Here is a 25,439-nt window from a genome sequence, read left to right as displayed (position 1 = left end):
CCACCTCCACGGACGCACCGGATCTACCTCACCCACCCCAGCACTATGCCTGACCAGCACAAACCCAGCCCCCACACTCGGTTTCGAGAACCCTTCTCAGCCCCGGCGGCAACAACGGCCCGGTCGCGATCCTGCGCTGCAAGTGGTGTTCCCACCGGCCGCAGTGGTCGTGCACCCATCCCACACGGGGCTTCCTGCTCCGTGTCGATCTGGCGAAGCCCAAGCGCGTTCCGACGCTGGCTCAGGAGTGGGCTCTGGACCGGGCGATGGCTGCTCGCCCGACCTGCAGTGAATGCGGGAGGCGTTTCCATATCTGCCTCTCATGGCCTGGGACGCCTGCCCCTTACCGGCGCCTCCACCAGCAGCCTTCCGAGAATCGGTCGGTATCCCAGCGATCGGTTCACCGCCGTCATGGGCAGATTCTCCCGGTTGACGGTCGAGGCGACGGCGCGCACTCCACGGAAGTGCTCGTGGAGCCGGATGGCTTGTTCAGCCTTGATCCATCGAGCCAGTCCTTGACGTCGATGTTCGGGTAGCACGGCGGTGTCGTGCTGGTCAGCTACGGGGCCCCCGCTCGCCGGGACGGTGGCCACTGTGGCAGCGACTACCTCGCCAAAGGCCGAGTGCACGGCAGTGCTCACCATAAGCTGGTCACCACCCGTGGTCATCTGCGCCTCCCATGCGCGTACGGCGGCGGTGTTCCACGTCCGGGGCGGCATCTGCAGCACGGCGCCTGGCGCATCCAGCACATGGCCCATCACCCGCCCGAAAGAGGCAGCCAGCTGCTCGGGTGCCAGCCCGATCCAGTGCACCAGCCGATAGGCAGAAGGCGGGGACGCCACCAGTTCCCGGCAGCGAGCCAGCACCCACTCCTGGTCCAGTCGCTGTTCTTGAAGTTCTAGGCGCAGCACAACGCGTGAACCGGGAACGGCGCGAGCAAAGGACTCTCCGGGCGGACCAGCCAGCACCATGCTTTGCAGCCGGTCTATCCCGGACGCATCGACACTCCGCATGGCCTCGAAGAGCAGCGCGGAGCCGACGCCACCGCGGCGGCTCGGCAGCGCAACGAACAAGCGGAGGAAACCAGTACCTGGCTGGTGCGGCTGCCGCCGCAGCTCCGCGACCCCGCTGACCGCCTCGCCAGAACCGCTGCGGGCGGCCCAGCGCATTGCCGGTGGCTCCTCAGCCAGGAGCCGCTCGGCCAGAGCAGATGGCGGGACCGAGCTACCGGACAGAGATCCCTCTGGCCGTCACGGAACACCGCACACCAGGCGGCAAGGCCAGCGGCGGCCGCGTGCCGCGGCTGGAAAGGCTCCACCGTCACCGTGGGCATCACAGCACTTTGACAGGGAGCAGGCCCTCTCGCACAGGACTTCCGGCGAGCGCACCAGGAATACCGCAGCAACGAAACAAGTGCTCTCCGCCAGTATCCAAAAAACTCGGGTGCTGCCTGGAGTGCTTCGACGGCACGCCGGTGGACCCCTCCACGTACATCGCTCCCCCGGCCACGCACCAGCTCGTTGCCTGACCCAACGAGCAGCTGAAGGAGAACCCAGCCCATGGCACTCAGGATCAAGGCGCTGCTGGCCTCTCTCGCGCAGGCCGCCCCCGGCTTCCTCACCGCGACGCCCACCAGCTCCGGCAAGGGCACCCGCTTCAGCGTCCAGCCCTTCGACCGGCCCTGAACCGGTGCGCGCCCGAACCGCCGTGCTCCTGGCGGCCACCGTGCCCGTCACGCTCGCCGTAGCCACCGCCGCGCTCAAGGCCGGCCACTGGCAGCTGTACGCCGACCGGCACCGCATCGAACTCCTGCCCCGACCACGCCGCCACTGTCCCGACTGCCACGGACGCGGCGGCTGGTGGGCCGCCGGTCCAAACCCGGAGATGGAGGCATGCGGCTGCTGGGCCGACCGGCGCGAACTCCGCATACGCCTCGTGCCCGTCCGCGACCCCTGGCCGGACGAACCACCGTTTTGACGCTCACACAGCAAGAGGCGCACCCCCGATGCCTGGACAGCTCGGGGTGCGCCACTCCCATGTCCGCCCGCACGGGCGGGGAACGGAGATCTCATCATGCCCGCAACCGGCGCTTTGCGGCAGCCGTCCCGCACACTCACGACCCGTTCCTCTGCCTCCCGCTGGGCGGCGTCGGCGGTACGGCGCTCGGTCAGCTCGGTGAGGTCGCTGCGAACGCGGGCGGCCCGGTTGCGGAGCGCGGCGGCCCGCCGGTCGACTACGACTTCGCCGCCTTCCCCATCGCCCGCGAGCTGGTGGTGTGGCTGGCGACCGCGTTCGCCGGGTCGACCGCCCCGGCCGGGCGGCGCCGGACGACCTCCTCGGCCACGAGCGCAACGCGTCCACGTCCAGATCGAGCGGCTACGGCCGCTCGTCGACGACCCGCTGGCTCGCTCCGCGAGCACGTCGCCGTCTACGCCCAGGTCATCCACGAACTCCGCACCGAGCTGGACCGGCGCACCGACAACAGCACCCAGCGCAGCCCCGTCCGAAGCCTCCCCACCAGTATCACCTGACGCACGAGGCGGTCGCGGCGCTGACCGGTTTCCCAAGCCTGGTCCGTGCCCTCCGGAACGACCCTCAACAACTAGGAATAAGTGAAGCAATCTGGCAGACCAGGCAGATCCACTGCTCACGGAAGTCTCCCGCCGCATGGCCCAGGAAATCCGCCCGGCCCGCCCACCGGCACCCCCGCGCCCGGACCTGGCCAAAGCCCGGAACTGCGATGCGTGTCTGGGATGGGGAACTCCGTCGACCGCATCAGCCGGTCGAGTGCTACCGGCCCGGCCGCTCGGGCTCCATACGGAAGCAGACGAAGCGGGTCTTGGCGGCGGCCGTGCGCAGCTCGTCGTCGGTGGGCTGCCGGTCGCCTGGGAGGCCGAGCATCAGCCCCTTGGCGGCCTTGGGCCCTTTGCGCCGGCCGAACTCACCCAGCAGGGCGGCGACTTCCTCAGGGTCCTCGACGACCGTCGGGACGGCGGCGTGGTCCTGGCCCCGGATGCGCAGCCGGACGGGGGACCCTTGGCGCATGCTGGGGATCCAGCCGAGCTGGGAGGACATGGCGAGCACCGTGCCGGGATCCCAGTCGAAGTAGCTGATGGGGACCGTGAATTCGCGGCCCGTCCGGTGCCCCTTGTACGTGAGCAGCATCAGGCGTCCGCTCAGCGGCTTGTGGAAGCGGGAGGCGAGCAGCGGCCGTATGACCTTGTTGGCGGCTCGGAAGACGGCTCGGAAGATCTTCACCATGGGTGGCCTGGTCGCGTTCGCCGCGGGCGTGCCGGAGGTGCTCACCAGATGCCGCCGGGGACGGTGTGGACGATCTCGGCCTGGTCGCGCTTGGTGTAGGCGTCCCAGTAGTGCTCGGCGATGGTCTCGGGCTCGGTGCCGGGACCGCTGCCGATGAACACCCCGATGGCCACGTGCGCGGTGTGCACCCCGTGCTCGGCGAGGTCGATGCCCAGGGCCATGGCGTAGTTGCGCAGGGCCGCCGCCGCGACGCCGATGCTGCCGAACGCGCCGCCGAACGGCCGGACCGAGGAGGCGCCCGTGGAGAACAGCAGGGTGCCACTGCCGCGTTCGAGCATGGCGGGCAGCACCTGACGGACCGCGGCGACCGCTCCGTACAGGTAGTAGTCGAGCTGCTTGTGGAGGTCCTGCGCCGTGGCGTCGACGGCGGCGGCGCCGGCGAACGTGGGGTCGGCGGGCGAGTACTCCAGTACGTCGACGGCCCCGAACCGGTCGGCGACCGCGGCGAGCGCCGACTGCAGCGAGTCGGGACGCGTCACGTCCGCGGCGAAGCCCGCGGCCTCGATGCCCTCCTCGGCGAGCCGCGCGGCGAGCGCGTCGAGCTTGTCCTGGGTCCGGGAGACCAGGGCGACCTGGAAACCCTCCCTTCCGAAGCGGCGGGCGATGGACAGGCCCAGGCCGGGGCCTGCCCCGATGACGGCGATGACGGGCATGGGTGGTGCTCCTCTGGTCGGACGGCCTGAATGGATGAGGCGCACTTCCCGCCACGTCAGCGGTCAGGACTGAAAGTCGAGGGCTGCCTCATGTTCTTGGATCGTAGCAGAGAAATATGAGACACCCCTCCGGTTGGTAGGCTGAGTGACATGGCCATCGACCGTCCGTCCGCCTCCGCCGGGAACCCGGCCCCTGTCCGCCCCCTGCGGCGCGACGCGCAGCGCAATCGCGAGGCCCTGCTCACCGCGGCCCGCTCCTGCTTCGCCGAGCAGGGCATGGAGGCACCCCTGGAGCAGGTGGCAAAGCGGGCCGGGGTGGCCATCGGCACGCTGTACCGGCACTTCCCCACCCGACTGGACCTGGTGCAGGCAACCTTCGCCGGGAAGCTGGCCGTCTGGCGGGAGGCCGCCGAGAAGGCCGTCACCATGGACGACGCCTGGGCGGGGCTGTGCCACTTCCTGGAGACCATGTGCGAACTCCAGTCACAGGACCGGGGGTTCAACGACCTGGCCTCCATACGGCTGCCGGAGAGCGCATGCCTGGCAGGCGCCCAGACCCGCATCCGCGAACTCGGTGTACACATCGTCGAGCGTGCGCAGGAGCAAGGCAGCCTGCGCCCCGACCTCACCCCCGAGGACCTTGCCTTCGTCATCTGGTCGCACAGCCGCGTCACCGAGGCCACCCACGCCATCGCCCCGGACGCCTGGCGCCGCCACCTTTACCTTCTGCTCGACGGCTTCCGAACCGACCGCGCCCACCCACTACCGGCGCCGCCGCTCACCGAGGAGCAGCTGTACCGCGCCATGATCAGCCTCGGCGGAAACGGGGCCTGCGGCGCCTGACCGTCGGCACGCGCGTTGTCCCAAGGCGCCGCGGGAGCCCCTTCCCGGCGACCAGGCCGAGCCGGTACGCCTCCGTCCCCGCGACGCAGAGTTCGCGGAGGCGTTTGGTGACCTCCGCGTGCACCAGCGACACGGCGCGCTCGAAGGCCGCCTCGTCGGCGAAGCATTCGCACATCCAGACCACGTCCGGGTCCTCGCTGCTGACATGCATCAGGCAAAGCAACGTGCCCGGCTCCTTCTCCACCTGCCCGAACATGGGCTGCAGGGCGGCGATGAGCTCATCGCAACGTCCCGTTCGCGACGAGCTCGGCGAGGTGTCCCTTGACCGCGGCGATGCCGTCGGCGGACTTCAGCGTGTCGGCTGTGGCGTCCGCCGCGGCGGACGCCGCGACGATCTGACGCCCTCGTCGCGCTGATCGCGCCGGCCGTGCCTGTGCTCGGCCTGCAGACCGCGATGCCGTCCATCAAGGTCGTCCCGAAGGAGGACAGTTCACGGCAGGGGTTCCTCGAGGTCCTCATGTCGTCGGTGTTGGCGTCGGCTCCGCCGAGGACGACGGCGGTCCGTCCGTCCCGGCTGACGCCGGCGCCCGGCTGCGGCGGCACGACCTCGCCGATCCGGCAGTCGGCGCTCAGTTCCCGACGGTCCCGGCCCGCCTGCTCCGGCGGGGGTGACGGCTGACGCGGCCGCCGAACGGGACCGCCGCCCGTGACTTCGGCGATCACCTTCCGCACGGACGCGTCGGTGACCTTGTGCCCCATCGAGCTGACGACCACCTGGATCGCCGACGAGGCGTTCCCGCCGAAGTGCTCCTGCGCCAGCTCGCGCACCCGCACCGACTCCGAGCCGTTGCACTGCCAGCCCGCCCCCGACAGCACTGAGGTGACCTGCGGAGCGAAGACACCGAGCACACCCACCACGAGCAGCCAGCCGATCAGTACGTGCCTGAAGTGCCCGGCGGTCCAGGCGCCGAGCCGGCCCAGCGGTCCCGGTCGGCCCGGCGGCGGGGCGTCCGGCGCGCACTTCTGCGCCTGGGCGGATGTGTAGTGCGCAGCGGACACCCGCAGAGGAGGAAGGGCTCTGCGGTTCCGGTCCAAGGCCGGTAGGTTTGAAGGCGGAGTGGTCGACGCTCCGGGTCGGCCGTACCGCCCCGTTCCCCGGAAGGAGTCCCCGTGAAGTCACCGCCCGGCGGCGCGAGGGTCACGGTCGAGCCGGCCAGGACCGGAAGGCCGCGCGTGACCTCGCGGGCCGAGCTGGAGCGGATCGGGTTCGAGCTGTTCGCCCTTCAGGGCTTCGACGACACCACGGTGGACGACATCGCCGCGGCCGCGGGCATCGGCCGCCGTACCTTCTTCCGCTACTTCTCCTCCAAGAACGACCTGGTCTGGGGTGACTTCGAGGAACACCTGCTCAGGCTGCGCGAGCTGCTGGCGGCGACCTCGACGGACGCGCCGCTGGTCGACGCGCTCCGCGAGGCGGTCGTCGAGTTCAACAGCTTCGATCCCGTGGAGGTGCCCTGGCACCGGCAGCGCATGGAGCTCATCCTGCGGGTGCCCACGCTGCAGGCGGATTCGACCCTCCGCTATGCCTCGTGGCGGGCCGTCGTCACGGAGTTCGTCGCGGCACGCACGGGCCTGCCTCCGACGGACATGGTGCCCCGGCTGGCCGGCTACGCCCTCCTCGCGGCGGCCATGGCGGCGTACGAGCACTGGCTGAGCGAGCCCGGAACCGAACTGTCGTGTCTGCTCGGCCGGACCATCGAGCAGGTGGGCGCGGGCCTCGGCACGGTGCGGGCGGCACCTCCCCCGCCCGGCGACGCCGCCTCCTGATCTCGCCCCCGTCAGTGCGGGCCGTGCCGCATCGCACGGGCCATGAACTCCCCGATGAGGACCGCGGTGGCCGCCGGGCCACGCAGCGGAGCCGTGGGCAGGATCGAGGTGTCCGCCACCCGGAGCCCGCTCAGCCCGTACAGCCTGCCGTAGCCGTCGACGGCCGCTCGGGCATCGTCCGCCGGGCCCATGGGGACCGTTCCGCACGTGTGCTGAGCCGTGCCGAGCCCGGCCCGGATCCAGCGGTCGAGCCGACGGTCGTCGTCGAGGGTCGTGGCGTCCGGGTCCGCCAGGCCCGACGCCACCTCGCCGAAGGCGGCGGTGCCGAGCAGGGCCGCGGTGACGCGGACGGCTTCACGCATACGGCGCCGGTCGCCGGCCGTGCGCAGATAGCCGTAGTCGATGTCCAGTGGGTCCGTCGCGTCCGCCGACCTCGTTCGCAGGCGGCCGCTCGTGCGGGGCGTCTGTACGGAGACCAGGAACGCCAGCGGGGCACCCGCCACGCTCGTGCGTCCGGTGGTCAGGCCGGCCATCGGGACGAGTGACTGCAGGATCTCCAGGTCGCCCGGGTGCGCGCCGTCGGACGAGGACACGTGCAGGGCGCCTCCGAGCCAGGATCCCACGGGTTCGGCCACGTCACCGTGGGGCGCCCACTCCAGAACCACCTGGGGGTGATCGCTGAACCGCGCTCCGACCGCGGGGGCGTCCAGCACGACGGGGATGCCCGCCCGCGTCAACACCGCACCCGGGCCGATTCCCGACCGGTGCAGCAGGTGCGCGGAGGCGAAGGCTCCCGCGCAGAGCACGACCTCGCCGGCCTCCAGTACCTCGAACCCACCGTCGTGTTCGACGACGACTCCGCTCGCCCGGCCCTCGCGGACGACGACCCGGTGAACCGGACAGTCGCCCGTCACCGTGAGGTTGGGCCGGCCGAGGGCGCCCAGGAGATGGCTGATGCCGGTGTTGACCCGCAGGCCGTCCACCGTGTTCGTCGGAACCGGGCCGAAGCCCGGAACGTCCTGCGCATTCTTGTCGGGCTCGTGCGGCAGGCCCAGTTCGCGGGCGGCGTCACCGAACGCCGCGGCGGCCGGATGGCTCAGGTCCGTGCGCCGGATCCGTACCGGTCCCCGGTCTCCGTGCACGGCGTCGGCGCCGTGGTCCAGGTCGGTCTCCAGGCCGCGAAGCAACGGCAGGATGCGGTCGTACGACCAGTCCGCCCCGCCCGCGGCCGACCAGCGGGCGAAGTCCTCGCGCCGGGCCCGTACGAAGTAGCCTCCGTTCACGGTGGTGGAACCGCCGAGTACGCGCCCCCGCGGTACCGAGTAGGGCCGGTCCGGGGTGAGGCGGACCGGGTGGTGCGAGACCGCGCCGCACTCCGCCTGCGCACCGGGGACGAGCCGGGCGTCCAGCAACTGCGGTGGGAAGTCCGACAGTTGACGCGGCACCGGTCCGGCCTCCAGCAGCAGTACCGAGCGGCCGGGGTCCTCGCTCAGCCGCGCCGCCAGCGCGGCACCGCTGGCACCGGCCCCCACCACGACGACATCGGGGCGCCGACCAGGGGCGTTCCTCGGCATGGCGCACGACCCTTCCTTTTTGACACCGGGTGCCATTAGCCTCACGGTACAGGAACCCGCGGCACCGGGACCGTCCGGTCGACCGGATCGCCGCGGCCGTCGAGGAGGTTCGCATGAGCCCGCTCCACTCCCTCCCCCCGCAGGCCGCCCCCGTCCCCGACGCCGAGTCCGGCGCCGGGGACGTTTTGGCCCCCGAGTCGCTGATCGAGGAGGACGACCTCATCGAGGAGGTCTCGATCGACGGCATGTGCGGCGTCTACTAGGCGAGCGGGGACCAGCGTGCCCACCGTGAACGCCGACATGGACATCGACCGGGCCTGGGACCTGCATCCGCAGGTCTCGGTGCGGCCGGAACCCTTCGGCGCGTTGCTGTACCACTTCGGCACCCGTCGGCTGTCGTTCGTCAAGGACCTCCGCCTGCTCGCCGTCCTGCGGGCCCTGCCGCACGTGCCCACCGCCCGGGCCGCCTGCGCGCAAGCCGGTGTAGGCGCCGCCGAACTCCCCCGCTTCACCGCGGCCTTGACCGCCCTGGCCCGGTCGTCCATGGTCATCGAAAGGGCCGCCCCATGACCTCACCCGCACTACCCGCCCACAGCACCCGGCGACTGGTCGACCTGTTCGAGTACGGCCTCGCCGCGCCGATCTGCCTGACCTGGGAACTCACCTACGCCTGCAACCTGTCCTGCGTGCACTGCCTGTCCAGTTCCGGACGGCGCGACCCGCGCGAGCTGAGCACGAGCGAGGCGAAGGCCGTCATCGACGAGCTGGAGGCCATGCAGGTCTTCTACGTCAACATCGGCGGCGGCGAACCCACCGTCCGCCCTGACTTCTGGGACCTCCTGGACTACGCCACCAGCCACCACGTCGGCGTGAAGTTCTCCACCAACGGCGTCCGCATCACCCCCGAGGCGGCCCGCCGGCTGGCCCGCAACGACTACGTGGACGTGCAGATCTCCCTCGACGGGGCGACCGCGGAGGTCAACGACGCGGTGCGCGGGGCCGGTTCGTACGCCACCGCGCTTCGGGCCATGGAGAACCTCGCCGCGGCCGGGATGAAGAACTTCAAGCTCTCCGTCGTGTGCACCCGGCACAACATCCCCCAGATGGACGCCTTCAAGGCACTCGCCGACCGCTACGGCGCCCAGTTGCGGCTCACCCGGCTGCGCCCGTCCGGCCGCGGCGCCGATGTCTGGGACGACCTGCGCCCGGCCCGGGAGCAGCAGCGCCAGCTGTACGACTGGCTGCTGGCACACGGCGAGTCGGTGCTGACCGGTGACTCGTTCTTCCACCTGTCCGCCTACGGTCAGGCGCTGCCCGGCCTCAACCTGTGCGGCGCCGGCCGGGTGGTGTGCCTGGTCGACCCGGTCGGGGACGTGTACGCGTGCCCCTTCGCGATCCACGACGAGTTCCTCGCCGGGAACGTGCGCGATCCCGGCGGCTTCACCGGGGTGTGGCGGGAGTCCGCGCTGTTCCGCGACCTGCGTTCGCCTCAGACCGGCGGAGCCTGCGCCTCCTGCGGGTTCTACGACACGTGCAAGGGCGGCTGCATGGCCGCCAAGTTCTTCACCGGGCTGCCGCTGGACGGCCCCGACCCCGAATGCGTCCAGGGCTACGGCGAGGATCTGCTGGCCGAACGCCCGGCGGACCGGGCCCACCTGCCGCGCCCCTCCCAGGACCACTCCCGGCGACGGCCGGTGGACCTGCCGCTGCCGGCCCGCCGCGCGGACCTGGAACGCCCTCCCGTCAGCGACTGCGCCCAGGACCCCTTGGCCGGGCTGCGGCTCGCCCGGACTCCGTCACCCCAGCACGAGAAGAGTTGACGCATGCCCCAGAACCCCTGGTTCGAGACGGTCGCCGAGGCCCAGCGCCGGGCGAGGAAACGCCTGCCCAGCAGCGTCTACGGAGCACTCGTCGCCGGCTCCGAGCACGGCCGTACGATCGACGACAACGCCGCGGCCTTCGTCGACCTCGGCTTCGCCCCGCACGTCGTGGGCCATCATGCCGAACGCGACCTGACCACGACCGTCCTCGGCGTCGAGACGGCGTTCCCCGTGCTGATCTCTCCCACCGGTGTGCAGGCCGTGCACCCGGAAGGAGAGGTCGCCGTGGCGCGGGCCGCGGCGAACCGGGGCGTCATCATGGGGCTGAGCTCCTTCGCGAGCAAACCGGTGGAGGAGGTCGTCGCGGCCAACCCCGACACCTTCTTCCAGCTGTACTGGAGCGGCACCCGGGACAGCATGGTGCAGCGTATGGACAGGGCCAGGTCCGCGGGCGCCAAGGCGCTCATCGCCACCCTCGACTGGTCCTTCTCCCACGGCCGCGACTGGGGAAGCCCGCAGATCCCCGACAAGCTCGACGTGAGGACCATGGCGAAGTTCGCTCCCGACGTGCTGCCCCGCCCCCGGTGGCTGTGGACGTATCTGCGCTCCGGCCGGCTTCCCGACCTCACGGTCCCCAACCTCCGCCCCCCGGGCGGCGAAGCACCCACCTTCTTCGGCGCCTACGGCGAGTGGATGCAGACCACCCCGCCCACCTGGGAGGACGTCGCCTGGCTCCGCAAGGAGTGGGGCGGGCCCTTCCTGCTCAAGGGCGTGACCCGGGTGGACGACGCCAAACGGGCCGTCGACGCCGGGGTGACGGCGATCTCGGTGTCCAACCACGGCGGCAACAACCTCGACACCACCCCCGCCACCGTCCGGGTGCTCCCCTCCGTCGTGGACGCCGTCGGCGATGACATCGAAGTCCTGCTCGACGGCGGCGTCCGGCGCGGCAGCGACGTGGCCAAGGCGCTGGCGCTCGGCGCCCGGGCCGTCCTGGTCGGGCGGGCGTACCTGTGGGGCCTGGCGGCGAACGGCCAGGCCGGTGTCGAGAACGTGCTGGACATCCTGCGCGGCGGCCTCGATTCCGCGGTGCTGGGTCTGGGCCGCTCGTCCGTCCACGAGCTGTCCCCCGACGACCTGGTGATTCCTCCCGGGTTCGCCCTGACCCTCGGCGGCACGAGTGCCCCCGCCCCGGTCGCCGGATGACGACGGCACGGCACGTCCGGCTCGCGCACCGGGCCTGGCCCACCGTTTCCGCCAAGAGTCTGGTCCTGGTGCCGGTCGGCTCGACCGAGCAGCACGGGCCGCATCTGCCGCTGAACACCGACAGCGTCATCGCCGAGTCGGTAGCCGGTCGTGCCGCCGAGGAACTCTCTACCCGTCTCACCCCGCCGCCCCTGGTGGCGCCCACGCTCGCCTACGGCGCCAGCGGCGAGCACGCCGGCTTCCCCGGCACCGTCTCCATCGGACACGAGGCCCTGCACGCCGTGATCGTCGAAACCGTGCGCTCCCTGTCGTTGTGGGCCGGGCGCGTCGTCTTCGTCAACGGCCACGGCGGCAACACCGCCACCCTGGACGCGGCCCTGGGCGCCCTGCGCGCCGAGGGGCACGCCGTCGCCTGGGCCGGGTGCGGCATCACGGGAGGCGACGCGCACGCCGGCCGGACCGAGACCTCGGTCATGCTGTATCTCGCCCCTGATGAGGTACGGATCCTCGAGGCCGTCGCCGGCGACACCCGCCCGCTGGATGTCCTGATGCCTCTGCTGACGGCCCACGGCGTCAAAGCCGTCTCGCCGTCGGGCGTGCTCGGCGACCCGGCCGGCGCATCGGCCGAGGAGGGCCGCCGGCATGTGCGGACCATGGTGTCCCGGCTCGTCGGCCTGATCACTGCCGCAACGACGGACGAGCGCGGCCGCCTCCTGGACCCCGCGGCACGGGACCGACCTGGCACGAAGGCGGCAGGGAGATGACGCTGCCCCTCGGATTCGTCGTGGCGCTCGATCGTGACACCCGCGTCCTGGACGGCGGCCGCACCCTCCTCGGTGGTTCCCCTCTGCGGCTGCTGCGCCTGACCCGGCGGGCACGTCCACTGCTGACCGATCGTACGGTCCACGTACGGGACCGGGCGGGCGCCCTCCTGGCGGACCGGCTCCTGGAGGCGGGGCTGGCGCACCCGGTCGTCCGCGCCCTCCCCCTGCCCGACGACCCCCGGTACACGGTCGTCGTCCCCGTCCGCGACCGCCCGCGCGAGCTCGACCGCCTGCTCACGAGCATCGGGCCGGACACCCCGGTGATCGTGGTCGACGACGCGTCGACTCACCGCGCTCCGGTCGAGGCGGCCGCCGCGCGGCATGGCGCGCGCTTCGTCCCCCTGAAGGTCAACGTCGGTCCCGCCGGAGCCCGGAACGCGGGCCTTCGCCTGGTCGGCACGCCGTATGTGGTCTTCGTCGACTCCGACGTCGTCCTGCCCAAGGACACGGTGCCGACACTGCTGCGGCACTTCTCCGATCCCCGGGTCGCCCTGGCCGTCCCCCGTGTCACCGCTCTCGAAACGCCCGGCTCCTCGACCTGGATCGGACGGTACGAGCGCACACGCTCCTCACTCGACCTGGGCAGCCGTCCCGCCCTGGTACGCCCCGGGACACCCGTCTCCTGGGCCTCCACGGCCTGCGCCGTCGCACGCGTCGACGCCCTGGACGAGGGCTTCGACGAGCGGCTGAGAATCGGCGAGGACGTCGACATCTGCTGGCGCGCCATCAAGAGCGGCCGGCGGGTGCGCTACGAGCCCTCGGTCCACGCCGCCCACGAGCACCGCGGCCGCCTCGGGGACTGGTTTCGACGCAAGGCCGCCTACGGGACGGGAGCGCACCCGCTCGCCGAACGACACCCCGAGTTCATCGCGCCCGCGGTCCTCGCCCCCTGGAGCGGCGCCTTCGTCCTCGCCCTTGTCGCCCAACGCCGTTGGTCGCTCCCGGTGGCCGGCGCCGTCGGCGCGACGACCGTCCTGCGCGTCTGCCGGAAACTGGACGGCACGGAGCACCCGGTACGGCTGGCCTCCTCACTGACGGCCATGGGCGCGCTCGGCGCGCTCGCCCAGACGTCCGCGCTGCTGACCCGGCACTGGTGGCCCCTCACGGTGGCCGGCTGCACGATCTCCCGCCGGGTACGCCGGGCCACCGCGCTGGCCGCGGTGGCCGACGTCGCTCTGGAATACCTGCACCAGGGCGCCGCTGTGGATCCACTGAGGTACGGCATCGCACGCCGCCTCGACGACCTCGCCTACGGCGCTGGTGTGTGGTGGTCCGCCATCAAGGGACGCTCCACTGCGGCTCTGCGGCCTCGGCTGCGGCAGCCGCGGTGACCGTCACCGTTTTCCCGCCCGGCGAAACAGTCGTCCCCTCCATTGTGACCGACGACTGGAGTCGTTACCGTAAGCATCACGGGACTTGCAACAGTAAAAGCGTTGCACGGATACGGGAGCGCGAAGGAGCGACATGGCGCAGACGGAGCAGACCACGAGCGATGCGGATGAGCGGGATGCGCTGATCGCACAGCGATGCCCCTACAGTGACCTGGTGACGACGGGCGGCAGCCGCGAACCGCTCGCCGGTTTCGCGGAACTGGACTCCCTGCGGGACGCCGGACCGGCACACACGCTCGGTACCGGCCAGATCATCTACACCACCTACGACCTGGTGCAGGAGATCGGCCAGCGCGCCGACGTGTTCCACAGCAAGGCCGTCGATCCGGCGACCGGCAAGGAGGCGCCGTTCGTCCTCAAGCCGCAAACGCTCGACGGCCCGATCCACGTGAAGTGGCGCAGGCTGCTCGCCTCGTCCTTCTCACCGGCCGCCGTCGCCCGCCTGGAAGGCTCTCTCCGCGCGCGCGCCAACGAACTCATCGACGGGTTCATCGACCGCGGTCACTGCGATTTCGCCAAGGAGTTCGCGCTCAGGTTCCCGACCACCATCTTCCTCGAGCACATCATCGGCCTGCCGGTCGAGGAACTGGACAAGTTCATCGCATGGGAGACCGACATCATGCACCCGGAGTCGACGGATCCGGCCGAGGCGTTCCGGATCCCGATCCAGGCCCAGACCGAGGTCACCGAATACCTGTCGCAGATCCTGGACGAGCGCAGGAAGACGCCGGCCGGGGAGCGCGGCTCCGACCTCATCTCGCGCGCCATGGACTGGCAGATCGACGGTGAGCCGATCCCGCACGAGGATCTGCTCTCTTTCTATCTCCTGCTGTTCCAGGCCGGTCTGGACACCGTCGCCGCCTCGCTCGGCTACGGCTTCCACCATCTGGCGAGCCATCCGGCCGACCGGGAGCGGATCGCGGCCGACCCGTCGGTGATCCCCAGCGCGATCGAGGAGATCCTCCGCGTCTACTCGGTCGTGAACATCTCGCGGACGGCGATGACCGACACCGAAGTAGACGGCTGCCCGGTGAAGAAGGGCCAGCACTTCATCCTCAGCCTGCCGGCCGGCAACCGCGACGAGCAGCACTTCCCGGACGCCACGACGGTCGATTTCGACCGCACCGAAATCTCGCATCTGGCGTTCGGTGTGGGGCCGCACCGGTGCCTCGGGTCTCACCTCGCGCGACAGGAGCTAGCGATCGCCTATGAGGAGTGGCACAAGCGCATTCCGGTGTACGAGATCGATCCGGACATCCCGTTCGACGAGTCGCGCAGCCTGGTGATGGGGCTGCGCAGCCTCCCCCTGCAATGGGACCCTGCCGCCGTCCGCAGGTAGCGGCCGGCGAGCCGAACCGCGAGGGTCCCGATTCCCGCCCAGGCGGGGTCCGGTTACGTCACGAGCACACGGGCGCCCGGCAGCAGGCTCGTCGCCGCCGGGCGCCGCCACGCTGATGACCGTGCCCAACGAGCGGCCCTGAACCTGCCCTTCAGGTACGGTGCCCAAGGCCCCAGCCCAGCCCTTGGCGACATGCACCGCACGAGAACGCAAACGGCCTGCTGCGCCTGGGAGACTCCAGCCGAGCGCCCGCGTGAACCGGCCTCGATCGGACCGGACCATCCCGGTGTCGCAGCGATCCCCGGAAGCCCTCAGGATCCGGCTTTTTTGCGAGCAGGGGCCTTACGAACGGTCATCGCGCCCCGCGCGGCCGTCGATCCGCGCGACGTCTTGCGAGGCCGCTGGCTCTGCTCGCGAAGGAGGACCTCGAACCCGCAGATCAGGCGCGCAATGCCGAACTCGAAGTCCTCGTCACTCGTCCCGGAGATCGGATGGCGGTCGATCAAGCCGTCCAGGACGGGCAGGTGGGACCAGTCCGTCATGTGACGCTGGCGGGCGGCGTCGATCGTCGGCGCGTCGGCCAGCCGAAGGATGCGCTCGTGGATGATCGAACCGCGGGTGTACACACCGATCGCGCTGTACACCATCATCGCATTGTCGGGCGTGAAACCGTCCGCGACCAGCTTCGCCACCACGGACTCGACCAGTTCCATGGTGCGGCGGGCCGCCTCGCGGCTGTACGTGGAGGTGCGGATGAAGAGCAGATCGGAGAGGACCTCGTCCTCGTGGTGGATCTCGCGCTGCGCGCGGAAGTGCGAGGACAGCGTGTTCTGCCAGGTGTCATACGCCCGGATCTCCGGCGTCAGCCGCAGGTACTTGTCGACGGCGATGTCCGTCATCGCATTGAGCAGCTCTTCCTTCTTCCGGAAGTACCAGTAGATGCTGGTGACGCCGACACCCAGATGCTCGGCGAGGATCGGCATGCTCAGCTGGTCGAGCGAGGTGCGCCGCGCGACCTCGAAGGCACCTCCGACGATCTCCTCGGCGTTGATCGAGTTACGCTGACGACGCTTACGCGTCCCGGTGGAATCGGCCTTCGTCACGCTGCCTCTCCTCCTTGTCACCACCCACCGGCCCGGCCCGAGCGTAGGCCGAGCCCGCGCTCCGAACTGACTGACACGGTACCAGCCAATGCCTCCCGGCATGGCATACGGTAAGGGATTACCGTAACGCTGCCGCGACGGCTGGTCGACCGCCCCGGACCACGTCGCCGCCTGCTGGTTCTCAGCGCGGTTCTGGTAAACCGGGTCGGAACGGACACCTCACCCGCGATCCGTTCCACCACGCGGCGGACGCTCGACGTGTCGTCGGCGATTCCTGTGAGCAGCCGTCACCGCACCGCACCGCCTCGGCGCCGGCCTTCCGCCCGGGGAACGAACAACATCAGCCTGACCCGCGCCCGACCGACGATCTCGAGCAGCACCACGATGGTGTCGGCCCCGCGTCACGCCCCCTCCGGCAGCCGTGCACCGCGCCGTTGTCCCTCCGATCAGCGGGTGGTAGCTTACCGAAAGCGTTCCCGGAAGCTTTACCGGACAGAATACCGGCAGAGTCCGCGCCGGGCGGCCACAGTCCCGCAACCGACTGTGTGCCGACACCACACCACCGGCGGAAGACGGTCGGGCCGCCGGGCCGGACACCCTTCAGCGAAACACCCACCGGAAGGCGGTCTAGATGGATCTGCTCCGACGTCGTGAAGGCTCTGCCGAGGTCATCACGCTCAACCGCCCGGACCAGCGCAACGCCCTCAGCCCCGGTCTGATCGCCGCACTCTCGCGGGCGCTGCGTGACTGCCTGGACGACGACGCGGTGCGCGCGGTGGTGCTGACCGGTGCCGGCGACCGTGCGTTCTGCGCCGGCATGGACCTCAAGGCGTTCGCCGCCGGTTCCGATTCCTCCGGGCCGGAGTCCGACAACACGCATTTCACGATGTTCAGCCGAGGCGAGTACCCCAAGCCCGTCATCGGTGCCGCCAACGCCACCGCCGTCGCCGGAGGGTTCGAGCTCCTGCTCAACTGCGACATCGTCGTCGCCTCCGACAAGGCCAGGTTCGGCATCCCGGAGGTCAAGCGCGGCCTGTTCGCCGCTGGCGGCGGAACCACGCTGCCCGGCCGCATCCCCCTCGCGATCGCTCTCGAACTCGGGCTGACCGGAGATCTGATCGACGCCGAGCGCGCGTGTGCGCTGGGGCTGGTCAACTGCGTCGTTCCAGCCGGAGACGTGGTCGGCGCCGCGTTGGAGTTCGCCCGCCGTATCGGCGAGAACGGCCCGCTCGGCGTCCTCGCGACGAAGAAGCTCATGCGCGTGGCGCTCACCGAAGGCGTCGCCGCGGCACGCGCGGCACAGGAAGCCGAAAACTCCAAGGTGTTCGAGAGCGAGGACGCGCTCGAAGGAGCTCGCGCCTTCGCGGAGAAGCGCGCACCGCAGTGGAAGGGCCGGTGAGTCACCCCCCCGGGGGGTGACTCACCGCAGGACCGGACGGGTCGCGGAGGCCCAGGACCCGTTGGGTCTGCGCGGTCACACGGTGCCGAGGAATCGCCCTACCTGGTCGATGAACGCGTCGTTGTCGTCGCCGGCCACCATATGCCCGGTGCCGGCGACGTCGACCGCGCGCGAGCCGGGCACAAGCGACAGGAGCTCGCGCACCCCCTCCTCACTGAGCACGTCCGACTGAACAGCGCGGACCAAGAGCGTGGGAACGTCGATGCGGCGGGCCGCCTCGCGCAGCCGCTCCGGGTCGGGGTGCCGCCTGGGCTCGTCGGCGTCCGGCCGCACCAGCGCCGGGTCCCAGTGCCAGTACCAGCGGCCGTCTTCGGCCAGGCGCACGTTCTTGCGCAACCCCTCCAGACTCCTCGGACGCCGACGGTGCGGGTTGTACTCGGACACCGCGGCGGCGACGTCCTCCAGCGTGGCGAAGCCGTCGACGTGGCGGCGCATGAACCCGGAGACCCGTGCGGCGCCATCCCGTTCCATGCGCGGGGCGACATCGACAAGCACGAGCGCGCGAGCGTCCACCAGCCCTTCCCCGACGGCCAGCAGCGAGGTCAGGCCGCCCATCGACGCGCCGATCAGCACGGGAGGACGCGGATCGCCCTCACCGGCCCGGGCGGCCACGCCGACGAGATCGGCCACGAGGACGTCCATCGAGTAGTCCCCGTCCGGCGCCCAACCGCTGTCGCCATGACCGCGGGTGTCGAGCGAGAAGGTGCGCCAGCCGCTCCTGGCAAGCGTCCGGGCCGCGCCCTTCCAAGAATGGCGGGTCTGGCCCCCGCCGTGCAGGAACAGCGCGGTGCCCTTCGGCGCGTCCACCGGATACTCCTCGGCGGCCAGTTCCACGCCGGCGGCGGGGATCCGCCTCATGAGTGGCTCGGTCCGGCTCATGCGGTGCACCTTCCCATCTCGCGGGTCACTTCCTCTGCCAGGGCGTCAGCGCCCTCACGTCGTCGATCAGCGCACGCGGCACCTCTCGGCGCAGCGTGCAGGACCCTGACACCCTGTCGGGCGCAATCCAGCGCCTGCTCCTGATCGACGGTCGGGCGACACTCCACCGGAGGCGCCGGCGTGCCCTCGCCGGCGATACAGCCTCGGCACATACGGGCCGACCTGGACGGACCGTCACCGCAGCCCACCGGGACGTCTTCTTCATCACTTGAGCGCAGGGTCAACGTCACACCTCCCCCGCGCCTCTTGACCCCTGTACTATATACCTTACGGTATGGGTGTTGCGTTGCGATGTCCCGTCCAGACGGCCCCGGCCGCTCTGCGGGACGGACGGCATCAGCAGTGCCTGTCGTTGAGGAGGACCATATGAGTTTGCAGGTCGGCACTCGGCTGCGCGGACAGAACTCGACGTGCGAAGTCATCATCGTCAAGAGTTCCGACACCCCCGCGGTGTTGATGTGCGCCGGCGCGGAGATGCGCCCGACGGCCCCCGATCCCACCGCACCACAGGTGAGCGACGGCCCACCTATCCACCTCGGCAAGCGGTACACCGACGACGACAGCGGCATCGAGGTGCTGTGCACCAAGGCCGGAATCGGCCCTTTGACCTTCGGCAACAGCCAACTCACGCAGAAGGCGGCCAAGGCGCTGCCGGCGTCCGACTGAAACGGACCGCACCCGCGATGAACCTCACGATGCTCCTCGACATGGTGGTCGAGGGGATGCCCGACCGGGTCCTCATCGGTGACCGCGCGGACGGCCTCACCGCCAGCGAACTCGCCCGGCGGGCGCGCTCGGGCTCGGATCTCGTCCGGGCCGCCGATGCCGGCACCGTCGTCTACCTCGGCGGCAACGGTCCCGCGTTTCCGGTCGCCCTGTTCGCCGCGGCCTCCGTCGGCGTGCCCTTCCTGCCGGTCAACTACCGGCTGAGCGCCGAGCAGCTGGACGACGTCCTCGGCCGCCAGGCCAAGCCGCTCGTGATAACCGACTCGCCCGAGCGGGTCCGGGGCATGGCGGCCGTGACGCTGGAGGAGTTCGCCGGGCCGACGGCGGTTGCCGCCGATCACGAGACCGAGCCCGCCGACCCGGACCCCGACTCGATCGCCGTGCTGCTGATGACGAGCGGGACGACCGCCGCCCCGAAGAGCGCGGTACTGCGGCACCGGCACCTGACGTCCTACATCTTCGGCTCCGTCGAGTTCGCGTCGGCCGAGGAGAGCGACGCGACCATCGTCAGCGTGCCGCCCTACCACATCGCCGCCGTCGCGAACCTGCTCTCCAACCTGTACGCCGGTCGCCGGGTCGTGTATCTCGACCACTTCAGCGCCGCCGACTGGCTGCATCGCGTCCGGACCCAGGCAGTCACGCACGCGATGGTGGTGCCGACGATGCTCGCGCGCATCGTCAGCGAACTCGTCCACTCCGGCGTGCGGGGCCCCTCGACGCTGCGGTCGATGTCGTACGGCGGCGCGAAGATCGCCGTACCCGTGCTCATGGAGGCGCTGCGGCTCTTTCCCGGCACCGGTTTCGTCAACGCCTACGGCCTCACCGAGACCGCCTCCTCCATCGCGGTGCTGGGACCGGACGACCACCGTACGGCCGCCGCGAGCGACGATCCCACCGTGCGCGCGAGACTGGGGTCGGTGGGCCGTGCGCTGCCCAGCGTGGAGATCGAGGTCCATGATCCGGACGGGCTGCCGTGCCCTCCCGGCGTGGTGGGAGACATCGTCGTACGCGGGCCACAGGTCGCCGGTGAGTACCTGGAGGCCGGCAGCCGGCTGGACAGCGCCGGCTGGTTCCCCACCCGTGACCGCGGCCATATCGACGAGGACGGCTTCATCTTCGTCGAGGGCCGGTCCGACGACACCATCATCCGCGGCGGCGAGAACATCGCCCCCTCGGAGATCGAGAGCGTGCTCACCGAGCACGAATGGGTGGCGGACGTGGCCGTGGCCGGCATCCCGGACGACGAATGGGGGCAGCGCATCGGCGCGTTCGTTGTCGTCAAGCCCGGCGTGCGGCCGGACGCCGGCGTCCTGCGCGAGTTCGTCCGCGGCCGGCTGCGCAGTTCGAAGACCCCCGACGACATCGTCTTCCTGCCGGAACTCCCGACCACGCCGACGGGCAAGGTACTGCGCCGCAAGCTGGTCGCAGACATCGACAAGGACGCCGGGGCCCCCGAGGCCACCAGGACACCCGTGCTCTAGCAGCACCTGAAGACAAGGAGTGCGCGTGGAGTTCAAGACACTCGCGATAGTCGGCCTCGGCACCATGGGGGCCGGTATCGCGCAGACGGCCGTTCCCCTCGGCTTCGACGTGGTCGGCATCGAGCGGGACGAGCAGGCCGTCGGGGCCGGTCGGGCACGGGTCGCCGCCGGGTTGGCGAAGTTCGTCGAGAAGGGGAAGTTCACCGAGGAACAGGCAGCCCAGGCACTGGCCCGCCTGCGCACCTCCACGGACCGGGCGGCCATCGCCGGAGCCGACATCGTGATCGACGCGGCGTTCGAGGACGTCGACCTCAAGCGTGAGCTCTTCCGCGACTTCGAGCGCCACGCCTCTCCCACCGCGGTCCTCGCCTCGAACACCTCGACGATCCCGCTCGTGATCATGGCGGCCGAGACGTCCGCCCCCGAGCGGGTCGTCGGCCTGCACTTCTTCAACCCGGTCCCCCTCATGGACCTGGTGGAGGTCATCCGCACCCCGGCGACGAGCGAGGAGACCATCCGGGCCGCCGTCGATCTGTCGAAGGCCCTCGGCAAGTCCCCGGTGATCATCAAGGACGGGCCCGGCTTCATCGGCAACCTGCTCGTCGTGCCGTTCCTCCTGGACGCCATCCGTGCCTTTGAACGCGGAGTGGCCTCGATGGAGGACATCGACTCGGTCCTCAGGCTCGGCTTCAACCACCCGATGGGACCCTTCGGGCTCAGCGACCTGATCGGCCTGGACATCGTCCACGACATGGCCGCGCGCATGTACGAGGAGTACCACGATCCCAAGTACTGGCCCCCGCCGCTGCTCATGCAGTACGTGCGGATGGGTTGGCTGGGCCGGAAGACCAAGCGCGGTTTCTACACATACGACTGACAATTGACGAGCGCCGGCCGGGCGGTCTTCCCCGGTCGGCGGGGGGCTCGACAAGCCCGGGTTCTTGCCCGTCCCGGCCTGGTCAGGCACGGGTGGGTACCGGCAGCACGGCCACCCCCGCCCGGGCGGCCCGCTCGACGACCGCGGGCGGTGGGGTCTCGTCGCGCACGAGGTAGTCGGTGAGAGGGCCTGTGGCCAAGCCGGTGCGTTCGGCCGCGTTGAGCAGCCCGGCAAGGTGGAAGGCCGTCCCCTCCGCCGACGTCACCCCGTGGCGGTGCACCAGGTGCAGCGCGGCCTGCCTGCAGGCGCTCCATAAAGACCGTGGGTCTTCCGCGAACCATCGCCTGCAGCAGTCCGGCGGGACCCGCCGCGCAGCCGGGCCGCAACGTATTGAGGTGCACCCGATCCCGACGTGCCGTCTGGGCCGGTTGCGAGAGTGTCAGCCCGGCCAGCGGTGAGCGATGGGTGTGCTGGACGCATGCGGGAGTACCGCCGACACCTTCCGTCCAGGCCAGCAGACACACCTGATCCTGATCAGTGCGCGAAGCGGGCTCGACCGGCCGGGGGTTCAGCAGAGTGAACCAGTCCACCGCGTCAGCCGGCACCGCCGCCGCGGGCGATGTGCCCGGCACCGCGACCCGCAGCCGCAGCCGCGGCACTGCGTGCTCGGAACCTCTCGTACGGAGTACGTCGTGCGCCCGCCAGACCGAAGTGATCAGCGCGGTGGCCCCCGTGAGCCGGAGGACCAGCCGGGCCTCCTCTGCGGTGGCCTCCGGCGACACCGGTAGCAGTACTCCCCCGCACAGCAGTACGGCGGCGTACGCGCCCCCGGTCTCGACACGCGCCGGAAGCTGGACCGTCACCACCCCGCCCGCGCCGGCACCGAGCGCCGCCAGGCCCACGGCGATTCGACGGGCGTACAATCCTCAGACTCACTCGTGTTTCTCCTCACATGGCGGGTCAGGACGCGCTCGGCGCCTGCGGGCGATAGAAGAGCGCGAGCAGGGTCCCCGTCCCGAGGAGCGCGGCGCCGAGCGCGGCGCCGGTGCCCGGCCAGCCGGTCAGCTCGATGCCGGCGGCCGTGTCCACCGCGTACTCGCCGGGCCCCCAGGCCGCGAGTGCCAGCGACAGCACGGCGAGGACCAGGACGTACTCGTAGCCGTCCTTGAAGACGAAGAAGCCGTTGCGACGGTGCGCGAGCAGACCGGCGACCAGCATCACCGAGATGACGGCGGCGCCGGCGAGCGAGGTGAACAGCCCGGCGGCCAGCAGGACGCCCGCGCCGATCTCGGTGAGCACGCTCAGCCACGCCTGCAGGAGCGGTCGGCGCAGCCCGAGTCCGGCGAACCAGCGCGCGGTGCCCTCGATCCCGCCTCCGCCGCGCCAGTGGTTCCAGCCGTGTACGGCCATCACCGCGCCCACAGTGAGCCGTACCAGCAGCAGAGCGGCGTCGCCCGCCTCACCCATGTCGTTCCTCCTCGGAGGGCAGGGCCCGCACGATGCGCCGGACCACGTCCGCGGCCGGCGGGGTGGTGGCGAGGGAGGGTTCTGCTGTGGTCATGTGCCGTTATGTCCTTCCTGAGGACCTCAGGTGCGTTCGGCCTTCAGCGCCCGTGCCGGACCTGGTTGAAGGGGACGTCGCGGTCGGCGGCGTACTCGCGGGCCATTCCGAGGATCCGTTCGCTGATGATGTTGCGTGCCATCTCGGTGCTGCCGCCGCCGAGCTGGGTGGCCTGGCGGAACAGGAAGGACACGCCCACCTCGCGGGTGTCGGGCCCGTCGGGGGCGGACATCGCGGCGGCCGGGCCGGCGAGTTCGAGTGCGATCTCTGCCTGGCGGGTGGCGCTCTCGCCGTGGAAGAGGCGGATGAGCGAGCCGGCGGTGGGAGGCATCTTCTGCGTGCGCATGCCCGCGGTGACCCGGTCGACGAGGTGCCCGTGGATGACGCCGAGGGCGTGCGCCTCGGCGATCAGCTCCCGCGCGTAGGGGTCGTCCGCCCGGCCGGTGCGGCGGACCAGGTCGATGAGCGCATCGGTCTCCGTGCCGCGCCGCCCTTCGGCCCGCGCGCCGCTGAAGTACGGTGAGCCGCCGCCGACGGCGTTGCGCTCGTGGAACAGCTGGCGCGAGGCGACCGCCCAGCCGCCGCCCACCTCGCCGACCACCGCGGAGGCCGGGACGACGACGTCGTCGAAGAACTCCTGGCAGAACTCGTCGCCGCCGTTGACCTGCTTGATGCGTTCGATGTGCACGCCGGGCTGATGCACCTTCATCAGGAACATCGTCAGTCCCCGGTGCTTGGGCGCGTCCCAGTCGGTGCGGGCCAGGCACAGCGCGTAGTCGGCGGCGTAGGCGCCCGAGCTCCAGATCTTCGAGCCGTTGAGGACGAACACGTCGCCGTCGCGCTCGGCGCGGGTCGTCGCTCCGGCGAGGTCGGAGCCGCTGCCCGGTTCGGACAGGAACTGCACGAGCACCTCGTCGCCGCGGATCGCGGCGGCCAGGTGCTCACGCTTGTGCTCCTCGCTGCCCATGTCGAGGATGGTCGGGCCGCAGATGGTGAACGTCGGCACATTCAGCCGCATCGGCATCTCGTGGCCGGCGACCTCCTCGTTGAAGGCGCGCTGGTGCGCGGAGGTGAGGCCGAGACCGCCGTACTCCTTGGGGTAGCAGATTCCGGCGAAGCCACCCTCGTACAGCGTGCGTTGCAGGGCACGGGCCCGCTGCCAGGCGCTCTCGTCGCTCGACACGTTCCTTTGCGCACCTTCGTCGGCGGGCAGGTCGGCCAGGCGCCGCAGGTTCGCCGGGATCCACTCGCGGGCCCGCAGGCGGAAGCTGTCGACGCTCTCCATGCCGGTGGCGTCTGACACGGCCGTCGTGGTCGCGGTCATCTCGAATCTCCTCAGACGTTCAGCAGATCGGCGATACGGCGGCGGTGCGCGGACGGCGTGCCCCACATGAGCCGGTTCACCGTCGCCCGGCGCAGGTAGATGTGGATGTCGTGCTCCCAGGTGACTCCCAGGCCGCCGTGCAACTGGACGCAGTCCTGGATGATGTCGGTGGCCCGCTGGCCGAGGTAGGACTTCGCGACGCTGACCAGCTCACCGGCGTCGGCCCGGCGCTCCTGCACCGCGCGGGCGGCGGCGGCCATCGTCGCCTGGCCGGACTCCGACCACAGCGTCATGTCCGCCATCCGGTGCTTGAGCTCCTGATAGGAGGCGAGCGGCCGGCCGAAGGAGTAGCGGTCGAACATCCACTGCCGGGTGAACTCCAGCACGCGCTCGACGACACCGACGAGTTCGGCGCACTGCAGCACGACGGCGAGCTGGAACTGGCGCTCGACGGCGGCCGCGGCACCGCCGGCCGCTCCCACGAGCGCGGTGGCCGGGACGCGTACGCCGGCGTAGTCGACGCGTGCGAAGCCGCGCACCATGTCGAGGCTCTCCAGCGGGAGGACGGACACGCCGTCCGCGTCGCGCTCGACGACGAACTGGCTCAGGCCCTCGGGGGTATGGGCGAGTACCAGGAACGCGTCCGCGTCGCCGCCGTGCTCGACGCCGTCGTGCGTGCCGTCAAGGACGTAACCGTCCCCGTCGGGCCGTGCCTCGATCGCGCCCGCTTCGGGGTCCCAGCCCCGTCCCGGCGCACAGCAGGCCCAGGCGGCGACCATCGAGCCGTCGAGCAGCCTGCCGAGGAGTCCGGCGTGCCGGTCCGCGCCGGCCGCCTCGGCGAGGGCGGCGGCGACGACGTTGACCACGGCGAGCGGTCCGGGCGCGCACCCGCGTCCGAACTGCTCGGCGATGACCGTCGCGTCGACGACCCCCTCGCCGGAGACGCTGCCGCCGCCCGTCTCCTCCGGCACGACGAGCGACGTCCACCCGAGTTCCGCCCCACGCCGCCAGGTGTCCCGGTCGAACGTGCGGCCCTCGTCGTGCAACGCGCGGATCACGCCGAGCGGGGCGGACTTCTCCAGGTAGTCCGCTGTCGCCGTCTGCAACAAGCGCTGGTCGGCGGTCAGTTCGAATCTCATGACGGCACCTTGTCCTCCCGACGATGTACTGC

28 protein-coding genes and 3 pseudogenes are annotated in these 25,439 nt (G+C 71.0%); 19 read left to right on the top strand and 12 right to left on the bottom strand.

Annotation, left to right across the window (positions count from 1 at the left end; translation table 11 throughout):
- Window positions 1–104: 104 nt before the first annotated feature.
- Window positions 105–311, top strand: a pseudogene (locus IE239_RS43170) (RRQRL motif-containing zinc-binding protein); the annotation flags it as partial.
- Between the two features lie 9 nt (window positions 312–320).
- Here IE239_RS43170 and IE239_RS36490 read toward each other — a convergent pair.
- On the bottom strand, window positions 321–1,169 hold the full coding sequence (locus tag IE239_RS36490) for a GNAT family N-acetyltransferase (RefSeq protein WP_229878602.1): 849 nt from the start codon (window positions 1,167–1,169) through the stop codon (window positions 321–323).
- A gap of 390 nt (window positions 1,170–1,559) precedes the next feature.
- On the opposite strand from IE239_RS36490, the gene IE239_RS43065 reads away from it, so the two are divergent.
- The 3 genes from IE239_RS43065 to IE239_RS36480 are packed head-to-tail and all read left to right on the top strand — an operon-like array spanning window position 1,560 to window position 2,531.
- The gene (locus IE239_RS43065; RefSeq protein ID WP_266529939.1) at window positions 1,560–1,685 is read left to right on the top strand and encodes a hypothetical protein; all 126 of its coding nucleotides are present in this window, start codon (window positions 1,560–1,562) and stop codon (window positions 1,683–1,685) included.
- Between the two features lie 4 nt (window positions 1,686–1,689).
- Window positions 1,690–1,977, top strand: coding sequence for a hypothetical protein (locus IE239_RS36485; RefSeq protein ID WP_190153750.1), 288 nt, complete (start codon window positions 1,690–1,692; stop codon window positions 1,975–1,977).
- Window positions 1,978–2,036: 59 nt separating this feature from the next.
- Entirely contained in the window at window positions 2,037–2,531 is a 495-nt protein-coding gene (locus tag IE239_RS36480) for a hypothetical protein (protein ID WP_190153752.1), read from the top strand.
- Window positions 2,532–2,790: 259 nt separating this feature from the next.
- Here IE239_RS36480 and IE239_RS36475 read toward each other — a convergent pair whose 3' ends face one another.
- Together IE239_RS36475 and IE239_RS36470 are read right to left on the bottom strand one after the other, a co-directional pair.
- Window positions 2,791–3,261, bottom strand: coding sequence for a hypothetical protein (locus tag IE239_RS36475; RefSeq protein ID WP_190153749.1), 471 nt, complete (start codon window positions 3,259–3,261; stop codon window positions 2,791–2,793).
- A 41-nt stretch (window positions 3,262–3,302) separates the two neighbouring features.
- Entirely contained in the window at window positions 3,303–3,974 is a 672-nt protein-coding gene (locus IE239_RS36470; protein WP_190153748.1) for an SDR family NAD(P)-dependent oxidoreductase, read from the bottom strand.
- 150 nt (window positions 3,975–4,124) lie between these two features.
- Here IE239_RS36470 and IE239_RS36465 point away from each other — a divergent pair, with 150 nt between their 5' ends.
- Window positions 4,125–4,817, top strand: a complete 693-nt coding sequence (locus tag IE239_RS36465) for a TetR/AcrR family transcriptional regulator (RefSeq protein ID WP_057577256.1) — start codon at window positions 4,125–4,127, stop codon at window positions 4,815–4,817.
- Here IE239_RS36465 and IE239_RS36460 read toward each other — a convergent pair.
- Window positions 4,783–5,097, bottom strand: a pseudogene (locus IE239_RS36460) (putative quinol monooxygenase); the annotation flags it as partial. The gene IE239_RS36465 and the pseudogene IE239_RS36460 sit on opposite strands and share 35 nt — an antisense overlap.
- A gap of 147 nt (window positions 5,098–5,244) precedes the next feature.
- On the opposite strand from IE239_RS36460, the gene IE239_RS36455 reads away from it, so the two are divergent.
- From IE239_RS36455 to mftR, 3 genes are all read left to right on the top strand, one after another.
- On the top strand, window positions 5,245–5,496 hold the full coding sequence (locus IE239_RS36455; protein ID WP_190153746.1) for a hypothetical protein: 252 nt from the start codon (window positions 5,245–5,247) through the stop codon (window positions 5,494–5,496).
- Between the two features lie 27 nt (window positions 5,497–5,523).
- Window positions 5,524–5,862 (top strand): hypothetical protein, encoded by a 339-nt coding sequence (locus tag IE239_RS36450; RefSeq protein WP_190153745.1) that lies wholly within the window; start codon window positions 5,524–5,526, stop codon window positions 5,860–5,862.
- 125 nt (window positions 5,863–5,987) lie between these two features.
- The gene (mftR, locus tag IE239_RS36445) at window positions 5,988–6,644 is read left to right on the top strand and encodes a mycofactocin system transcriptional regulator MftR (RefSeq protein WP_190153744.1); all 657 of its coding nucleotides are present in this window, start codon (window positions 5,988–5,990) and stop codon (window positions 6,642–6,644) included.
- A gap of 11 nt (window positions 6,645–6,655) precedes the next feature.
- Here mftR and mftG read toward each other — a convergent pair whose 3' ends face one another.
- Window positions 6,656–8,218: a mycofactocin dehydrogenase MftG gene (gene mftG / locus IE239_RS36440; protein WP_190153743.1), complete on the bottom strand. Its 1,563-nt coding sequence runs from the start codon at window positions 8,216–8,218 to the stop codon at window positions 6,656–6,658.
- Window positions 8,219–8,331: 113 nt separating this feature from the next.
- Between mftG and mftA the strand changes: the two genes are divergently transcribed.
- The 7 genes from mftA (at window position 8,332) to IE239_RS36405 (ending at window position 14,798) form a co-directional block, all read left to right on the top strand.
- Entirely contained in the window at window positions 8,332–8,481 is a 150-nt protein-coding gene (gene mftA / locus IE239_RS36435) for a mycofactocin precursor MftA (RefSeq protein WP_190153742.1), read from the top strand.
- Window positions 8,482–8,506: 25 nt separating this feature from the next.
- Window positions 8,507–8,788 carry a mycofactocin biosynthesis chaperone MftB gene (gene mftB, locus IE239_RS36430; RefSeq protein WP_229878600.1) on the top strand — a complete coding sequence of 94 codons (282 nt, stop codon included), beginning with the start codon at window positions 8,507–8,509 and terminating at the stop codon, window positions 8,786–8,788.
- Window positions 8,785–10,038 (top strand): mycofactocin radical SAM maturase, encoded by a 1,254-nt coding sequence (gene mftC / locus IE239_RS36425; protein ID WP_053744072.1) that lies wholly within the window; start codon window positions 8,785–8,787, stop codon window positions 10,036–10,038. The genes mftB and mftC overlap by 4 nt, the downstream gene beginning before the upstream one ends.
- A gap of 3 nt (window positions 10,039–10,041) precedes the next feature.
- Window positions 10,042–11,244 carry a pre-mycofactocin synthase MftD gene (gene mftD, locus IE239_RS36420; protein ID WP_053744071.1) on the top strand — a complete coding sequence of 401 codons (1,203 nt, stop codon included), beginning with the start codon at window positions 10,042–10,044 and terminating at the stop codon, window positions 11,242–11,244.
- The gene (mftE, locus tag IE239_RS36415; RefSeq protein ID WP_053744070.1) at window positions 11,241–12,008 is read left to right on the top strand and encodes a mycofactocin biosynthesis peptidyl-dipeptidase MftE; all 768 of its coding nucleotides are present in this window, start codon (window positions 11,241–11,243) and stop codon (window positions 12,006–12,008) included. The genes mftD and mftE overlap by 4 nt, the downstream gene beginning before the upstream one ends.
- Window positions 12,005–13,399, top strand: a complete 1,395-nt coding sequence (gene mftF, locus IE239_RS36410) for a mycofactocin biosynthesis glycosyltransferase MftF (RefSeq protein ID WP_190153741.1) — start codon at window positions 12,005–12,007, stop codon at window positions 13,397–13,399. Before mftE ends, mftF begins: the two co-directional genes overlap by 4 nt.
- A gap of 133 nt (window positions 13,400–13,532) precedes the next feature.
- Window positions 13,533–14,798, top strand: a complete 1,266-nt coding sequence (locus IE239_RS36405; protein ID WP_190153740.1) for a cytochrome P450 — start codon at window positions 13,533–13,535, stop codon at window positions 14,796–14,798.
- Between the two features lie 311 nt (window positions 14,799–15,109).
- Here the strand turns inward: IE239_RS36405 and IE239_RS36400 are convergent, their stop codons facing one another.
- Window positions 15,110–16,003 carry a TetR/AcrR family transcriptional regulator gene (locus tag IE239_RS36400; RefSeq protein WP_190153739.1) on the bottom strand — a complete coding sequence of 298 codons (894 nt, stop codon included), beginning with the start codon at window positions 16,001–16,003 and terminating at the stop codon, window positions 15,110–15,112.
- Between the two features lie 529 nt (window positions 16,004–16,532).
- Here IE239_RS36400 and IE239_RS36395 point away from each other — a divergent pair.
- Complete coding sequence (locus IE239_RS36395) at window positions 16,533–17,300, top strand: enoyl-CoA hydratase-related protein (RefSeq protein WP_190153738.1); 768 nt, start codon at window positions 16,533–16,535, stop codon at window positions 17,298–17,300.
- Between the two features lie 75 nt (window positions 17,301–17,375).
- On the opposite strand, the gene IE239_RS36390 is transcribed toward IE239_RS36395, so the two are convergent.
- Complete coding sequence (locus IE239_RS36390; RefSeq protein ID WP_190153737.1) at window positions 17,376–18,239, bottom strand: alpha/beta fold hydrolase; 864 nt, start codon at window positions 18,237–18,239, stop codon at window positions 17,376–17,378.
- A 426-nt stretch (window positions 18,240–18,665) separates the two neighbouring features.
- Here IE239_RS36390 and IE239_RS36385 point away from each other — a divergent pair, with 426 nt between their 5' ends.
- The 3 genes from IE239_RS36385 to IE239_RS36375 are packed head-to-tail and all read left to right on the top strand — an operon-like array spanning window position 18,666 to window position 21,383.
- On the top strand, window positions 18,666–18,965 hold the full coding sequence (locus IE239_RS36385; protein ID WP_190153736.1) for a hypothetical protein: 300 nt from the start codon (window positions 18,666–18,668) through the stop codon (window positions 18,963–18,965).
- Window positions 18,966–18,982: 17 nt separating this feature from the next.
- Entirely contained in the window at window positions 18,983–20,506 is a 1,524-nt protein-coding gene (locus tag IE239_RS36380; protein ID WP_190153735.1) for a class I adenylate-forming enzyme family protein, read from the top strand.
- 25 nt (window positions 20,507–20,531) lie between these two features.
- The gene (locus tag IE239_RS36375; protein WP_053744062.1) at window positions 20,532–21,383 is read left to right on the top strand and encodes a 3-hydroxyacyl-CoA dehydrogenase family protein; all 852 of its coding nucleotides are present in this window, start codon (window positions 20,532–20,534) and stop codon (window positions 21,381–21,383) included.
- An 82-nt stretch (window positions 21,384–21,465) separates the two neighbouring features.
- Here the strand turns inward: IE239_RS36375 and IE239_RS42640 are convergent, their stop codons facing one another.
- The 5 genes and pseudogenes from IE239_RS42640 to IE239_RS36355 all read right to left on the bottom strand — a co-directional run bounded on the left by IE239_RS42640 (window position 21,466) and on the right by IE239_RS36355 (window position 25,407).
- Window positions 21,466–21,648 (bottom strand): hypothetical protein, encoded by a 183-nt coding sequence (locus IE239_RS42640; RefSeq protein WP_229878598.1) that lies wholly within the window; start codon window positions 21,646–21,648, stop codon window positions 21,466–21,468.
- A 43-nt stretch (window positions 21,649–21,691) separates the two neighbouring features.
- A pseudogene (locus IE239_RS43400) lies at window positions 21,692–22,306 on the bottom strand (AMP-binding protein); the annotation flags it as partial.
- 37 nt (window positions 22,307–22,343) lie between these two features.
- Window positions 22,344–22,850 carry a DoxX family protein gene (locus IE239_RS36365; RefSeq protein WP_190153733.1) on the bottom strand — a complete coding sequence of 169 codons (507 nt, stop codon included), beginning with the start codon at window positions 22,848–22,850 and terminating at the stop codon, window positions 22,344–22,346.
- A gap of 137 nt (window positions 22,851–22,987) precedes the next feature.
- Complete coding sequence (locus IE239_RS36360; protein WP_190153732.1) at window positions 22,988–24,268, bottom strand: acyl-CoA dehydrogenase family protein; 1,281 nt, start codon at window positions 24,266–24,268, stop codon at window positions 22,988–22,990.
- Window positions 24,269–24,279: 11 nt separating this feature from the next.
- The gene (locus IE239_RS36355) at window positions 24,280–25,407 is read right to left on the bottom strand and encodes an acyl-CoA dehydrogenase family protein (protein ID WP_053744058.1); all 1,128 of its coding nucleotides are present in this window, start codon (window positions 25,405–25,407) and stop codon (window positions 24,280–24,282) included.
- Window positions 25,408–25,439: the final 32 nt, after the last annotated feature.

The organism is Streptomyces humidus (assembly GCF_014649655.1).
In the GTDB taxonomy this organism is placed as follows: Bacteria; Actinomycetota; Actinomycetes; order Streptomycetales; family Streptomycetaceae; genus Streptomyces; species Streptomyces humidus.
This window is presented reverse-complemented; position numbering and strand designations above follow the sequence as displayed.

Coding starts and splice junctions, on each gene's coding strand:
- IE239_RS36490 (WP_229878602.1), bottom strand. CDS start 1,169: ATGCGCTGGGCCGCCCGCAGCGGTTCTGGCGAGGCGGTCAGCGGGGTC.
- IE239_RS43065 (WP_266529939.1), top strand. CDS start 1,560: ATGGCACTCAGGATCAAGGCGCTGCTGGCCTCTCTCGCGCAGGCCGCC.
- IE239_RS36480 (WP_190153752.1), top strand. CDS start 2,037: ATGTCCGCCCGCACGGGCGGGGAACGGAGATCTCATCATGCCCGCAAC.
- IE239_RS36475 (WP_190153749.1), bottom strand. CDS start 3,261: ATGGTGAAGATCTTCCGAGCCGTCTTCCGAGCCGCCAACAAGGTCATA.
- IE239_RS36470 (WP_190153748.1), bottom strand. CDS start 3,974: ATGCCCGTCATCGCCGTCATCGGGGCAGGCCCCGGCCTGGGCCTGTCC.
- IE239_RS36465 (WP_057577256.1), top strand. CDS start 4,125: ATGGCCATCGACCGTCCGTCCGCCTCCGCCGGGAACCCGGCCCCTGTC.
- mftG (WP_190153743.1), bottom strand. CDS start 8,218: ATGCCGAGGAACGCCCCTGGTCGGCGCCCCGATGTCGTCGTGGTGGGG.
- mftA (WP_190153742.1), top strand. CDS start 8,332: ATGAGCCCGCTCCACTCCCTCCCCCCGCAGGCCGCCCCCGTCCCCGAC.
- mftC (WP_053744072.1), top strand. CDS start 8,785: ATGACCTCACCCGCACTACCCGCCCACAGCACCCGGCGACTGGTCGAC.
- mftD (WP_053744071.1), top strand. CDS start 10,042: ATGCCCCAGAACCCCTGGTTCGAGACGGTCGCCGAGGCCCAGCGCCGG.
- mftE (WP_053744070.1), top strand. CDS start 11,241: ATGACGACGGCACGGCACGTCCGGCTCGCGCACCGGGCCTGGCCCACC.
- mftF (WP_190153741.1), top strand. CDS start 12,005: ATGACGCTGCCCCTCGGATTCGTCGTGGCGCTCGATCGTGACACCCGC.
- IE239_RS36405 (WP_190153740.1), top strand. CDS start 13,533: ATGGCGCAGACGGAGCAGACCACGAGCGATGCGGATGAGCGGGATGCG.
- IE239_RS36400 (WP_190153739.1), bottom strand. CDS start 16,003: ATGCCGGGAGGCATTGGCTGGTACCGTGTCAGTCAGTTCGGAGCGCGG.
- IE239_RS36395 (WP_190153738.1), top strand. CDS start 16,533: ATGGATCTGCTCCGACGTCGTGAAGGCTCTGCCGAGGTCATCACGCTC.
- IE239_RS36390 (WP_190153737.1), bottom strand. CDS start 18,239: ATGAGCCGGACCGAGCCACTCATGAGGCGGATCCCCGCCGCCGGCGTG.
- IE239_RS36385 (WP_190153736.1), top strand. CDS start 18,666: ATGAGTTTGCAGGTCGGCACTCGGCTGCGCGGACAGAACTCGACGTGC.
- IE239_RS36380 (WP_190153735.1), top strand. CDS start 18,983: ATGAACCTCACGATGCTCCTCGACATGGTGGTCGAGGGGATGCCCGAC.
- IE239_RS36365 (WP_190153733.1), bottom strand. CDS start 22,850: ATGGGTGAGGCGGGCGACGCCGCTCTGCTGCTGGTACGGCTCACTGTG.
- IE239_RS36360 (WP_190153732.1), bottom strand. CDS start 24,268: ATGACCGCGACCACGACGGCCGTGTCAGACGCCACCGGCATGGAGAGC.
- IE239_RS36355 (WP_053744058.1), bottom strand. CDS start 25,407: ATGAGATTCGAACTGACCGCCGACCAGCGCTTGTTGCAGACGGCGACA.